Consider the following 13,563-nt stretch of genomic DNA (forward strand, 5'->3'; position numbering starts at 1 on the left):
GGAGATCTTCCGCGGATCCGGAGGAATCGCGCGACACGCCGTCGTGCGACCGCAACCCACGGGGTGTCGCGCCGAATCTCCGGATCCGCGAATCTCCGCGACACCCCCGTTCGGGGGCGCCGTGCTGTACCCCGATGACTACAGTGGCCGCGGCATGAGAGACGGGTGGGCATGACGGACCTTCTGGTGGTCGGGTCGGGATTCTTCGGGCTGACGGTCGCGGAGCGGATGGCGGACGCGTACGGCGTGGACGTGACGGTGATCGACCGTCGCGACCACATCGGCGGCAACGCGTACAGCGAGCGCGACCCGGAGACGGGGATCGAGATCCACCGGTACGGGGCGCACCTGTTCCACACGTCGAACGAGCGCGTGTGGGCGTACGTGAACCGGTTCTCCGCGTTCACCTCCTACGTGCACCGCGTCTACGCGAACCACGGCGGCGAGGTCTTCCCGCTGCCCATCAACCTCGGCACGATCAACCAGTTCTTCCGGGCCGCGTACGGGCCCGCGGAGGCGCGCGCGCTCGTCGCCGAGCAGGCGGCCGAGCTCGGGGACCTCCCGCCGCGGAACCTCGAGGAGAAGGCGATCAGCTTGATCGGGCGCCCGCTCTACGAGGCGTTCATCCGCGACTACACCGCGAAGCAGTGGCAGACGGACCCGAAGGAGCTGCCGGCGGACGTGATCAGCCGCCTCCCGGTCCGCTACAACTACGACAACCGGTACTTCAACGACACCCACGAGGGCCTGCCGGTCGACGGGTACACGGCGCTGCTGGAGCGGATCGCCGACCACCCGCGCATCACGGTGCATCTCGGCACCGACTTCTTCACCTCCGACGAGTTCGGGAAGGCGACGACGGTCGGCAACGTGCCGATCGTGTACACCGGCCCGGTCGACCGCTACTTCGACTCGAGCCTCGGCGACCTGTCGTGGCGCACGCTCGACTTCGAGCGGGAGGTCCTGCCGGTCGGCGACTTCCAGGGCACCTCCGTCATGAACTACTCGGACCTCGACGTGCCGTACACGCGCATCCACGAGTTCAAGCACTTCCACCCGGAGCGCGAGAGCCCGGCCGACGCGACCGTGATCATGCGCGAGTACTCGCGGTTCGCGACGGCGCAGGACGAGCCCTACTACCCGGTGAACAGCCCGGCCGACCGCGACCGCCTGCTGCGCTACCGCGAGTTCATGCAGGAGGAGCCGGACGTGTACTTCGGCGGTCGCCTCGGCACGTACCAGTACCTCGACATGCACATGGCGATCGGGTCCGCGATCTCGATGGTCGAGAACCGCCTGGCTCCCCGGTTCGCGGCCACTCCAGCGTGAGCGCCCGCCGTCCTGCGATCGCCGCCGTCCGGTTCGGGCAGGACTCGAGCGACGTCGTCGACCTCGCCCTCGTGGGCCTCGCCGTGCTCGGCGCGGTGCTGGGCCTGCTGCTCGCCTCGTGGCCCGTCGCCGTCCTCGGCGCCGTGCCGAGCCTGGCCTCGGACGTCCTCCGCGGCGTGCGGCCTGCCCGCCTCCGCCGGCTGCGCCGCGTGCTGCTCGACCGCCCCGAGCGGTCGCTCGTGCGCAACGGCGCGGTCGCCGCCGCCGTCGCCGCGACCCCGCCGATGACCGAGTTCGCGAACCTCGCGTTCCTGCTCGTCACCGTGATGGTCGTCCACATGGCGCTCACCGCCTACACCGCCCTCGGCGTGCGCCGCACGCAGGAGGAGCAGGCGGGCATGACCTGGCACCACCTGGACGTCGCGGGGGAGCAGGAGGGGCCCGGGTCGCTGCCCGACCCCGTGCAGGACCGCCTCCCGATCGACGGCCTCCGCCTGCTCACGGCCGCCGAGGTCCTCGTGCTGACCGGGTTCGCGCTCGCGGCCGCGGGCGTGCGCGTCGTGCCGTGGGCCCTCGCGATCGTCGTGCTGCTCATCGCCCTCGGCGTCGTGGCGACCGCCTGGCGCGCCTGGGGGCCCCATGCCGGCCACCCCGTGCGGCACTCGGACCGCGACGTCGCGGCGGCGGTCGCCGAGCTCGCGCCGGAGGTCGTCTTCTACTTCTCCTCGCCCGCCGACGGCACGTACGCCCTCGGCGTCTGGGCGAGCGTCATCAACGCGCTCGAGCGGCCCGTCCTGGTCGTCCTCCGCGAGCCCGTGCACCTGAACGGCACGGAGACGATCGAGAAGCCGACCGTGGTCGCGCCGACCGTCGGCGACCTCATCGCGGTCACCCCGCCCTCCGTCCGGATCGTGCTCTACCCGACGAACGTCGTGCGGAACGACGAGATGATCCGCATCCCGGGCCCGATGCACTGCTTCATCGGCCACGGCGACAGCGACAAGGTCGGCAGCTTCAGCCCGCTCAACCGCATGTACGACGAGATCTGGGTCGCGGGCCGCGCGGCGATCGACCGGTACGCCGCGGTGGACGAGGGGATCGACCTGAACGTGCTCCGCGCTGTGGGTCGCCCGCAGCTCGCCGACATCCGCCGCGCCGCGCCCGAGAGCGACGGGGACGGGCACCGGCTCACCGTGCTCTACGCCCCGACCTGGGAGGGCTTCTTCGACGAGGCCGACTACTCCTCGGTCGCCACGATGGGGGAGCGGATCGTGCAGGGCTGCCTCGACGCCGGGGCCGACGTGCTCTTCAAGCCGCACCCGCTCACCGGGCACCGGCTGCCGGAGGCCGGCCGTGCGCGCGAGGCGATCGACGACCTCGTGCGGAAGGCGGGCGGCGGCAGCGAGGTCGTCGCGCCGAGCCCGAACTCGCTCTACGAGGCGTTCAACCGCGCGGACCTGCTCATCAGCGACATCTCGAGCGTGATCACCGACTTCCTCGCGTCCCGCAAGCCCTACGCCGTGAGCAACCGCCGCGACGTGCCCGACGCGGAGTTCCGGGCGATGTTCCCGTCCTCCTCGGCCGCGGAGCTGCTCGGCAGCGACCTCGCCGCGCTGCCGACCGCGCTCGCCGACGCCGCCGGCGCAGACCCGCGGCGCGGGCAGCGCGAGCAGCTCGCCGAGCACCTCCTCGGGCCGGAGGGCGACCCCATGGTCGTGTTCCTCGCCGAGATCGACGGCTTCATCGCGCGCGCCGACGCGCGCCTGACGCAGGCGGGCCGCCGATGAGCCGCACCCGCCGACTCGCGGTCACGGGCGCCTTGGGGTTGGCCTACCTCCTGCTGCTCGTCTCGGCCGTCGTCCCGCTGCCGATCCTGTTCTTCCTCGCGGCAGCGGCCGCGGTGACGCTGGAGCTCGTCCTCTCCCGCCGGGCGCCCTACCTGCTGCCGGAGGCGCTGACCACCGGCCTCGGCGTCCGGTTCCGCGTGCTGTCCCTCGACGTCCTCACCGCGCTGCTCGCCGCGCGCCTGCTGCCGGACGGCGGCCGCATCGTCGCGCTCGCGATCGTGGCGGTGCTGCTGCTCGCCGCGGGCCGCGACGCCGCCGGCGTCTTCGCGCGGCGGCTGCAGTGGCGACGAGCCGGCGGTCCCGCCAGCTGGCGGAACCTCGACGTGCCCGGGCTGCCCGTGCCGCAGCCGACCTCGCCCGTGCCGGTGCTCGACCTGCCGTTCACGCTGCTCGGGCTGCTCATCCCGCTCGGGTACGCGCTCGGGTCGGTCACGGACCGCTTCGGCGCGGCGATCGCCGCGCAGTGGGTGTCGATCGCCGCGGTGGTCGTCTTCCTCGTCGTGCGCTTCGTGCAGTACGTCGTGCTGAACCGTCCCGACGCGGAGGTGCGGGAGGCGGTGCGCGCGGCCATCGAGGCGCACGCGCCCGAGGTCGTGCTCCATCACGCGGGCCGCCGCGGCACGGTCGAGCAGGTGCTGCTGTGGGTGCCGACGCTGCTCGCGCTCGAGCGGCCGTGCCTGATCGTGGTCCGCGAGAACACCCACCTCGATGCGCTCGCCGGCTGCGGGATCCCCGTGGTGTGGGCGCCGCGCAGCCAGGACGTCGAGCTGTACATGGTCGCGTCCGTCGACCTCGCGCTGTACCCGACGAACTCGACCAACATCAACAACCACCTGCTCCGCGTACCGGGCATCTACGACGTGCTGATCGGCCACGGCGACTCCGACGAGCCGGAGTCGTCGAGCCCGCTCGCGCGCATGTACGACGAGGTCTGGGTCGCGGGTCCGCTCGGGCGGGAGCGCTACGCGTACCCGGTGAGCGGCGTGCCCGCCTCGAAGGTGAAGGAGATCGGTGCGGTCCGCCCGCCCGCGCCGCCGATCCGGCCGGGTGCTGCCCGTCCGACGGTCGTCTACGCGCCGACCTGGGAGAACGTGGCCGACGCGACGGACCTCAGCTCGCTGCTGCCGCACGGCGCCGAGATCGTGGAGGCGCTGCTGGCCCGGCAGGACGTGCGCGTCCTCGTCGTGCCGGCTGCGCCGACGGGTTCCCGCCTGCCCGCTGCTGCCGTCGCCGTGGAGCGGCTCCGGGCGCGGATCGCGGCCGCGGGAGGCGATCACGCGGTGTGGGCCGCGGACCGCCTGCCCGAGGCGCTGTCGATCGCCGCGTTCGCCGTCGTGGACGTCGCGCCGGCGCTCGTCGAGACGATCCGCGCCGACGTGCCCTACGCCGTCCCCGCGGTGAAGGACGTCGGCACCGGCTCGTACCCGACGGTCGCCGCCGGCTCCGTGCTGCACGACTATCCGCACGACGTGTTCGCCGCGCTCGACGACGCCCTCGGCGTGGATGCGCACGCGGAGGCGCGGCTCGCGCTCGGTCGCCGCATCGACTCCTCGGGCGACGTCGCCGGGCGCTTCCGCGCCGCGGTCGACGCCGGCATCGCGGTGCAGCGCCGCCGCCGCGCCTTCGCCCGCCCCACGGCGTAGCCGCGCCGCGGCGCTTCGCGAACCTCCGCCTCCGCCATACCGCTGGTCGAGGTGCGAGCGCAGCGAGCCTCGAGACCACCCTGCGCCTGCGTCAGCGCCGCGTCTCGTGCACCACGTAGCGCCCGAGCCGGAACAGCACGCGTCCGGAGTCGATCACGCGCTTCGAGTCCTCGCTCCAGCCCGTGGCGCCGCGGGTCCGGATGGCGGCGTCCCCCGAGGTCATGAATGCGACGAGGTCGCGCTGCCACCGCGTGTTCAGCTTCCGGTCCAGGACCTCGCCGTCGGGCGCTCGGGCGAAGTCGCGCGGGTCGTAGGTCCAGCCGGTGACGTCAGGCCACACCGTGCACGACGGGTCGCGCAGGTTCCGGCTGAGCACGTCCATCGAGATGAGCGTGCCGGGGTCGTCCCCGGTGATGCAGCCCGGCACGACCGCGGCCGCGCGGTCGAGCCCGGGCGGGATCCGCCGCCCGTACGGCGTCAGGTCGTTCTTGAGGTTGGTGCCGAGCACGCAGGCGACGACCACGACGACCAGGGCCGTCTTCGCGACCGGGCCGGGGACGAGCGCCGCCAGCCGGCCGGTCGCCACGCCGATGCACAGCGCGAGCGGCGGCGCCGTGAGCGCCTCGTAGTGGGAGAACCAGGAGGGCGCGGCGAGCAGCACGGCGCTGGTAGCGACGAGCAGCACCGCGAAGGTCCGGGCGCCGCGGGTCCGCAGCACGACGACCACCGCGACGAGGGCGACCACGCCGAGACCGATCGCGAACGCGGTCGTCGGGATGCCGGCGGTGCGCTCGGCACCGAGCAGGTCGAACACGCGCCTTCGGGCGCCGGGCGTGCCCGGCGCGCCGCCCCGGCCGAGCTGGTTCAGCACCACCTGCTGCCACATGCGCGCGGGAGCGGGAAGGAAGAAGGGGAGGAAGATCGCGCAGCCACCCAGGGCGAGCCCGAGCAGGTAGCGCAGGCGCCGCCGGTGCGCCATCAGGATCAGGACGAGCGCGGGGACGAGGTACCAGATCTTGGCGCCGACGCCGAGCCCGGCGGCGACGCCTGCCAGGAGCGCGAGGCGCGGGTGCCGCTCCGCGTGCTCGAGCAGGAGGGTCGCGACGAGCACCGCGCAGGTGCCGAGCGGCTCGAGCAGAACCGACCGCTCGGAGTAGATCGCGGGGTGGAAGACCGCGTAGCCGAAGCCGCCGACGAGGGCGGCGGTCCAGCCCCAGCGGCGGAGGACACCGGCGACGAGCACCGCGTTGCACGCGCCGAGGAGCATGTATGCGAGCCGGGCGATCTTGAACCCGGTCGGATCGCCGACGAGCGTCCCGAGCCACGCGAACGGCGCGGTCACGACCGCGATCAGCGGCGGCTGGAGGAAGAGGAAGTCGCGGTAGGGCAGCCGGCCGTGCACGAGCGCGTCCGCCGCCGCGTAGTAGACGCCGTCGTCGTACGCGCCGAGCCCGCTGATCCCGCCGCCTCGCACCATGATGGACAGCCGCGCCGCGAACGCGACCCCGCCGACCGCGAGGACGAGCGCGGCGAGCGCCAGGGCGCGGCTCCGCTTCGAGGTGCGCCGCACGGGAACGGCGGTGCTCATGAGCCGCTCGACCTCCGCGCACCTGTCACGACCCTCGGGACGGGGACGCCGGCGCGCGCGGCCAGTCGGCGACCGGGGCGTCCGAGCAGCCGGGCCAGGCCCCATGCGGTCACCATCGTCATCGCCTCGACGACGATCGAGCCGCTCATCTTCGAGACGCCGTGCTCGCGGTCGCGGAAGACGATCGGCACCTCGACGATGCGGCCGCCGGCGGCGAGCACGCGCACGGTGAGGTCGATCTGGAAGGTGTAGCCGCGCGATCGGACCGAGCCCAGGTCGAGCCGGTCGAGGACCGCGACGCGGTAGAGGCGGAAGCCCGCGGTCGCATCGTGCACGCCGAGCCCGAGCGCGAGGCGCGCGTAGCGGTTCGCGCTCCGGCTCAGCGCCTCCCGGCGCCGGGGCCAGTCGACGACGCGGCCGCCGCGCACCCAGCGGGACCCGATCGCGAGGGCGACGGAGGGATCCTCCTCGAGCGCGGCGCGCATGGCGGGCAGCGCGGAGGCGGGGTGCGACCCGTCCGCGTCGAACTCCCCGACGAGCTCGAAGTCGTGCTCCCGGGCCCAGCCGAAGCCGGCCAGATAGGCGCCGCCGAGGCCGTTCTTCTCCGTCCGGTGCAGCACGTGCACGCGGGCGTCCTCCGCGCTGAGCCGGTCGGCGATCTCGCCGGTGCCGTCCGGGCTCGCGTCGTCGACCACGAGCACCTCGGCCTCCGGCAGCGCCGCGAGCACCGAGCCGACCGCCCGCTCGACGTTCTCGCGCTCGTCGTAGGTCGGGATGACGACGACGGTGCGGAGGTGCATGACCTGCGACGGTAGGCGTCTCTTCGCAAGGAAGCGTTGAGAAACGGGCTCCGCGCCCGTGCTTCCCGGGGTGATCGCGAGTGGCGGACGGGCGCGCGATCGTCACGTCGTTCTGCGCGTGCGCGGCGTGCCGAGCCGACGTGGAGGACTGGGAACCGGACCATTTCGTCCGGCGCAGTGGGGGCATCCCCGATGCGTCGTTGATGGCGAGCGATCCATGGAGGACCCTTGCGCGCACGACACCGTTCGGCCCTGCTCACCGGCGTCCTGACCGCCGTCGCGCTGCTCGGCGGTGGCCTCACGGCGCAGCCGGCGACCGCGTCGACGCAGACCGCGCCGACCGCGCCGACGCGGCTCCGTGCGCAGATCGAGCCGGGTGCGCTGGACCTGACCTGGTCCGCGCCGAAGGGGATCGCGACATCAGCGATCACCTCCTACAGCGTCCGGTCGCGTGTGCACGGCGCGACCGCCTGGTCCGCCGCCCGCACGGCCGTCCGCAGCCCGTTGCGGATGGCGCCGCTCGCGAACGGCACCACGCTCGACGTGCAGGTCCGGGCGGAGACGGCGACGGCATCGGGCGCCTGGTCCGAGACGGTGTCCGCGGCGCCCGGGTCGGCGCCCGGCGCCGTCGCCGGGATCCGAGTGGTCCGTCACTCCGCTCGCGACACGGACGTCTCCTGGTCGCGTCCGGCGGACACCGGAGGACGTGCCGTCAACGGCTACGACGTCCGCTTCCGTCGGGCTGCCTCCGGCGCGTGGCATCGTACGAAGCGGATGAGTGCCCGCTCGGTCGGCCTCGCGGGCGCCGTCGCCCAGGTGCAGGTCCGCGCGGTCAACTCGAGGGGGACGGGCGCCTGGAGCGCGATCACGGCACCGTCCGCCGCTCTGTCCTCGGTGGCAGCGCCGGCCGCCTTCACGGCGACCGGCGTGCGCGGCGGTGTCGTCGCCCGGTGGAAGGCGGCCCCGGGAGCCGCCGGCTACCTCGTGCGATGGCACCGCGCCGGAGCGGACCACTGGTCCTCGATGCGCGTGTCCGGCACGCGCACCACGGTGTCGGCGCTCCGAGCGGGCGCCCGGTACCGCGTCGCCGTCGCGACGCTGACCTCGGCCGGCATCGGTCGGTTCTCCGCCGGCCGCAGCGTCGTCCCGGGCCGCGTCCCCGCGAGCGCTCCGCGCAGTCTCAGCGCCGTCTCGGGCGACCGCTCCCTCGCCGTCCGGTGGTCGAAGCCCGCGACGGGCGCCGTCAAGACCTACGAGGTCCGCTATCGACTGGCCGGTGCGTCCACGTGGCATCGCGCGGTCCGGACGAGGAACCGCTCCGCCGTCGTGCGCGGGCTGCGGAACGGCCGTGCCGTCTCGGTCGTCGTCCGGGTCGTCGCGCCCCGGTCCGGCGCCTGGTCCGCGGCTGCCGAGACGATCCCCGCTCCGAGGGCGGCGGCACCCACGGGCGTCACGCTCCGCCTCGATCCCGGCGCCTCGAGGCTCGTCGCGACCTGGATGCCGCCGGCAGGGACGGTCCAGGGCTACGACGTCCGCTACCGCGCGGCCAGCGCGACCGCCTGGTCCACGGTGCGGCGCTCCGGTGCGGCCGGGCGAGCCGAGCTCGCCGGCCTGCCCGGCGGCACCTCGTACCGCGTGCAGGTGGGCGCCCGGACCGCCGCGGGAACCGGAGCGTGGTCGAGCGCCGTGACGGCGTACCTCCCCGTCCTCACCCTGCCGCTCGTGAATATCGCGACGACGGGCGACGCCCCGATCGTGAACACGGACGACTACGTGGCCTCCACGGTGTCGATCGCGTCGAACGCCGGCACGCCGTTCGTCGGCAGTGCTCAGGTCAAGGGGCACGGCAACAGCACCTGGCCGCTGCCGAAGAAGCCGTACAAGATCAAGCTCGACGCGAAGGCCTCGCTGCTCGGGATGCCGGCGAACAAGCACTGGGTCCTGCTCGCGAACTACAAGGACCGCAGCCACCTCCGCAACGACGTCGCGCTGTTCCTCGGCGGGCGGACCGGACTGGCCTGGACGCCGGACTCGCGCTTCGTCGAGGTCGTGCTGAACGGGCGGTACGAGGGGCTCTACCAGCTGACCGAGCAGGTGCGCATCGACGACGACCGGGTCGCCATCGACTCGCTCAGCAGCAAGGACACCAGCAGCACGAAGATCACGGGCGGCTACCTCCTGGAGCGGGACGGCAACCGCGACCTCGCCACGGAGGTCGGGTTCGACACGGCGACGACCGGTCAGCCGATCACGATGAAGGACCCGGAGACACCGACCGCCGCGCAGCTCGCCTACATCCGGGACTACGTCGACGACTTCGAGGCCGCTCTCTACTCGGACCACCGCGGCGACCCCGACACCGGCTACGCGAAGTACATCGACGTCGACTCCTTCGTCGACTGGTACATCGTGGAGGAGCTTGTCGAGAACGCGGACGCCTTCTTCTCCAGCGCCTACTTCTACAAGCCCCGGGGCGGGAAGCTCACCATGGGGCCCCTCTGGGACTTCGACCTCTCGACGATGGACGCGGGGATCACCAAGGGCAAGGCGGAGCAGTGGTACGTCAAGAACTTGCCCTGGTGGTCCGAGTTCGTGAAGGACCCCGCCTTCGAGCAGCGGGTGCGGGATCGCTGGCGCGTCCTGAAACCCGAGTTCGACGGCGTGTGGAGCCGGATCTCGGCGCAGCGCACGGCGACCGCGACCGCGGCCGCCCAGGACGAGCAGGTGTGGGGCTATGCCACGCACGATGCGAACGTGAACCGCATGATCGGGGTGCTGCGGACGCGGGAGGCATGGCTCGACACGCAGTGGTCCGCGTCGACCCGCTGACCGTCCCCGGCCCGGGCGGTGCGACCGCCAGCGGCTGGGGCGACCGCGCGCGGCGTCGCATCAGCCGCTCGGCGCCGCACGAGCGTCCAGGAGGTCAGGCCGGCTGGGCGGACTTGTCCCGGCGGCGCACGTCGACGATCTGCCCGGTGACGGGGGAGAGGAGGGTGTCGAGGGACGCCATCGCGACGGTCTCGGCGGCCAGCAGCGTGCCCTCGGGCTCCTCGCCGAACGCCTTGGTGCGCATCGGCGTGCTCGTGCGCTCCGGGTTGATGCAGTTCACGCGGACGCCGACCTCGACCCACTCCTCGGACAGCGACTGCGTCAGGTTCACCGTCGCCGCCTTCGTCGCGGAGTACATGCCGTAGTTCGCGCGGCCCCGCGTGTAGGAGGAGGAGGTGAAGTAGAGCAGCTGCCCCTTCGTCTCCTTGAGGTAGGGGAGCGCCTCCTGGGCGATGATGATCGGCCCGAGCAGGTTGACCTGGATCGTCTTCTTCACCGCCTCGTGGCTGAAGGTCTCCAGGCCGCCCATCTCGAGGATGCCGGCGGAGTTCACGACGTAGTCGATGCGCCCGCTCTGCCGCTTCGCCTCCTCGAGCGCCGCCCGCACGCGCTTGCGCTTGCGGATGTCGGTGCCGGTCGAGGAGCGGGAGTAGGAGAAGACGGAGGCGCCGAACCGCTGCGCCGCGTCCGCGATCGCGTGCCCGATGCCCTCGCTGCCGCCGAACACGACGACCGTCTTGCCGGACAGCGCCGCCTCCCGCTCGGCGGAGGAGAGCCCCTCCGCCTCGGCGGTCTTCAGCTGGAACAGCTTGTCCGCGATGAACACGTCGATCGACTCGGTGATCTTCATGTTCTCGTCGGAGCCCGCGACGACCGCGATCGGCACGTCCGGCGTGTACTTCAGCACGACGGTGCAGTCGTCGGTGGCGACGAAGTTCTTGTCGCGGCCCGCGCGCTCGTACGCGCGCCGGATCGCGGAGCTCAGGAACGCCTGCGGCGTCTGCCCGCGGCGGAGGAGGGCGCGCGGCGGCACGTCGACGAGCACGTTCGTCTCGGTGTTGATCTGGATGATCGTGTCCGCGGACGGGATCGCGACGTCGACGGCGCCGTAGTGGTCCAGCGCCTCGACGCAGTCCTGCAGGATCCGCTCGTCGACGAAGGGACGCACGGCGTCGTGGAAGAGGACCTTGCACTCCTCCTCGCCGAGCTGCTCGAGCGCGAGCCGGGTCGTGTCGTTGCGGGTCTCGCCGCCCGGATGCACGCCCGTGAGCTTCGGGTAGCGGCCCGAGGCGATGAGCTCCTCGACGGCGCCCATGTGGTTCGGCTCCATCATCACGAAGATCTCGTCGATGCAGTCGGCCGCGTCCACCGCCGCGATCGTGTGCTCGATGATCGGCTTGCCGGCGATCCGCGCGAGCTGCTTCGGCATCCCGAGCCCCGCCCGCACCCCGACGCCGCCCGCCAGGATCACCGCGACCGTCCTCAAGCGCTGCCCCTGCGTAGCCATGGCGCGAAGCCTAACCGCGGGACCCCTGCCCGGAGCCGGTGACGCCCGCGTGAACGGCGACCGGACACCGGGAGGATCCGCGCGGGCGCCGGCGGTTCAGCCGCACGCCTCCGTGCGCGTCGTGACCGGCACGGGCCGCACCTTGGGCGTGTGGCTCACCGCGAGCCGCGCCGGGTCGCCGTCGCCGCCGGAGAACACGGCGCGCACGTCGACGTGCTCGCCCGCGCCCATCGTGATGTTGACGGACGCGACCGGCCGACCCCCGAGGCGGCCGCGGACCGCGGGCCGGTGCTCGGTCATGCCCGTCGCGCCGGGCACCGTGTTCAGGCGCCAGTTCTCGTTGGTGCCGAACACGACGCGCCTCCCGTCGATCTCGACGCGGTCGAGCCTCGCGCCGACGGGGCCGTAGAGCAGGACGCGCTGGCGGTCGTCGCCGGGCCGCAGCCCGCTCTGGTTCGCGAGCACGTACTGCGTCAGCCCGGCGACCTGCGAGGGCTGCAGCGTGTTCGTCACGCGGGTCGTGACCGAGTACATCGGCACCGTGCAGGTCCTGGCCGTCACGGCGACGGTCGCGTCCATGTAGTAGCTCATCTTCGAGGTCGCGTCGTCGTTGTTGTAGACGCCGAACGTCGTCGCAGCGGCGTCGTCCGCGGGCAGCATGTTCCCGGCCTGCGAGGTGAGCAGCAGATCCTGCTCGTCGCCGCGGACGCTCCACGCCTTGAGGCGCTGCTCGTCGAGCATCGGCTTCAGCTGGTCGAGGTACGCCTTCGGGTCGCCCTGCCCCGAGGTGACGGCGGTGAAGATCGACTGCGCCGCGGAGGCGAACACCGCGTCCTGCATGCGCGGATCGGTGTACCTCGCGTAGACGCCGGACAGGAGGTACTGGACCGCGTTGTCCGCGGTCAGCTCCTCGCCGGTCTCGAGCCGCACGGGCCCCGTCGCGCGGAGGAGGTAGGAGAGCGCGACCGGGTCGAAAGAGATCACGCCGTCGACCTTCCCGCCGTAGACGTCCCGCCACATCGATCGCGCCATCAGCGCCACCTCGGGGAAGTCGGGCGTGAAGGTGATGTTCGTCAGGTAGGTGGAGGTGTGCGGCCCGAAGATCCGCGCCCAGTCGCCCTCCCACGTCTTCGGCGGCACGCGATACGGGTGCGGGAAGTCGCCGCTGTCCGCCTGCCGGCCGAGCGAGATCCGCCCGTGGTCGACGAGCAGCATCGCCATCGAGGCGGGGTTGCCGCCGGAGGCGCGCTCCTCGGCGTTGTTCTGGAAGATCAGGAGGTAGTGCCGCTGCCCCTCGCCGCCGAGCGCCGGGTACAGGACCGGCAGCACCTTCCGCAGCTCGGTCGTGACGGGCAGCGCCTCGCGGATCGTGCTCCGGAGCGCGCCGATGGGCTGCGCGAGCTGTGGCAGCACCTGCGCGGTGTCGATCCGCGCAGCGCTGCCGTCCGCCGTGCGGAGCGCGTCGTCGAGCCGGGCGACCGCCGGGGTCAGTCGCTGCAGCGGCGCGATGTCGATGCGGCCGCCCCTCGGCTTCAGGCTGTCGACGCCGAGCCCGTCCGCCGCCTCCGCGACGGGGCTCACGCCGTCCCGGACCAGCCGGTCCGTCAGCTCCGTCGTCTCCCGGAACGCCACGAGGTTCGGTCCCGCCCAGGGCAGCCCCTCGAACGCGCTCCAGACCGGGTCGTCGACCTGCTTCGCGGCCTTCCCCGTGTCGGCGCGGAGCTGTGCGGCGAGCCGTGCGGTGCTCGGGGCCCCGGGCTGCCCGAGCGCGGCGCGGAAGGCCGTCAGCCGCCCCTGCGCCTGCTCGAGGGCGTCCTTCGCCACCAGCGCGCGGTTCCCGACGTACAGCGTGAGCAGCACGGCGGCGAGCACGCCGACGCCGAGCGCGACGAGGCCCGCGGTGCGGAGCGGACGACGGCGACGCCCCTTCCGGGCGTGGGAGGCAGGGCGGCGCAGGGCGGGCACGGGTCGCTCCGTTCGACGGGATCCGTTCCCGCACGCTAGGGAGCGGCTCGCCGCC

General features: G+C 73.1%; 8 protein-coding genes. 4 read left to right on the forward strand and 4 right to left on the reverse strand.

Going from position 1 to position 13,563, the window contains the following annotated elements; translation table 11 throughout:
- Positions 1 to 171 precede the first annotated feature (171 nt).
- From glf to D1781_RS16825, 3 genes are read left to right on the forward strand one after another with little or no spacing between them, the layout of a single operon-like run.
- On the forward strand, positions 172 to 1,329 hold the full coding sequence (gene glf / locus D1781_RS16815; protein WP_119483757.1) for a UDP-galactopyranose mutase: 1,158 nt from the start codon (positions 172 to 174) through the stop codon (positions 1,327 to 1,329).
- Positions 1,326 to 3,116: a CDP-glycerol glycerophosphotransferase family protein gene (locus D1781_RS16820; RefSeq protein WP_119483656.1), complete on the forward strand. Its 1,791-nt coding sequence runs from the start codon at positions 1,326 to 1,328 to the stop codon at positions 3,114 to 3,116. The genes glf and D1781_RS16820 overlap by 4 nt, the downstream gene beginning before the upstream one ends.
- Positions 3,113 to 4,819 carry a hypothetical protein gene (locus D1781_RS16825; protein ID WP_147392132.1) on the forward strand — a complete coding sequence of 569 codons (1,707 nt, stop codon included), beginning with the start codon at positions 3,113 to 3,115 and terminating at the stop codon, positions 4,817 to 4,819. The genes D1781_RS16820 and D1781_RS16825 overlap by 4 nt, the downstream gene beginning before the upstream one ends.
- 91 nt (positions 4,820 to 4,910) lie before the next feature.
- On the opposite strand, the gene D1781_RS16830 is transcribed toward D1781_RS16825, so the two are convergent.
- Together D1781_RS16830 and D1781_RS16835 are read right to left on the reverse strand one after the other, a co-directional pair.
- Positions 4,911 to 6,407, reverse strand: a complete 1,497-nt coding sequence (locus D1781_RS16830; RefSeq protein WP_158590148.1) for a glycosyltransferase 87 family protein — start codon at positions 6,405 to 6,407, stop codon at positions 4,911 to 4,913.
- Entirely contained in the window at positions 6,404 to 7,207 is an 804-nt protein-coding gene (locus D1781_RS16835) for a polyprenol monophosphomannose synthase (protein ID WP_119483659.1), read from the reverse strand. The genes D1781_RS16830 and D1781_RS16835 overlap by 4 nt, the downstream gene beginning before the upstream one ends.
- Positions 7,208 to 7,435: 228 nt before the next feature.
- Here D1781_RS16835 and D1781_RS16840 point away from each other — a divergent pair, with 228 nt between their 5' ends.
- Complete coding sequence (locus tag D1781_RS16840; RefSeq protein ID WP_119483660.1) at positions 7,436 to 10,036, forward strand: CotH kinase family protein; 2,601 nt, start codon at positions 7,436 to 7,438, stop codon at positions 10,034 to 10,036.
- Between the two features lie 94 nt (positions 10,037 to 10,130).
- Here D1781_RS16840 and D1781_RS16845 read toward each other — a convergent pair whose 3' ends face one another.
- On the reverse strand, positions 10,131 to 11,543 hold the full coding sequence (locus tag D1781_RS16845) for a bifunctional cytidylyltransferase/SDR family oxidoreductase (protein ID WP_119483661.1): 1,413 nt from the start codon (positions 11,541 to 11,543) through the stop codon (positions 10,131 to 10,133).
- A gap of 96 nt (positions 11,544 to 11,639) precedes the next feature.
- Positions 11,640 to 13,508, reverse strand: a complete 1,869-nt coding sequence (locus D1781_RS16850; RefSeq protein WP_119483662.1) for a DUF4012 domain-containing protein — start codon at positions 13,506 to 13,508, stop codon at positions 11,640 to 11,642.
- Positions 13,509 to 13,563 lie beyond the last annotated feature (55 nt).

Origin of the sequence: Amnibacterium setariae (genome assembly GCF_003581425.1) — a bacterium.
GTDB lineage: Bacteria > Actinomycetota > Actinomycetes > Actinomycetales > Microbacteriaceae > Amnibacterium > Amnibacterium setariae.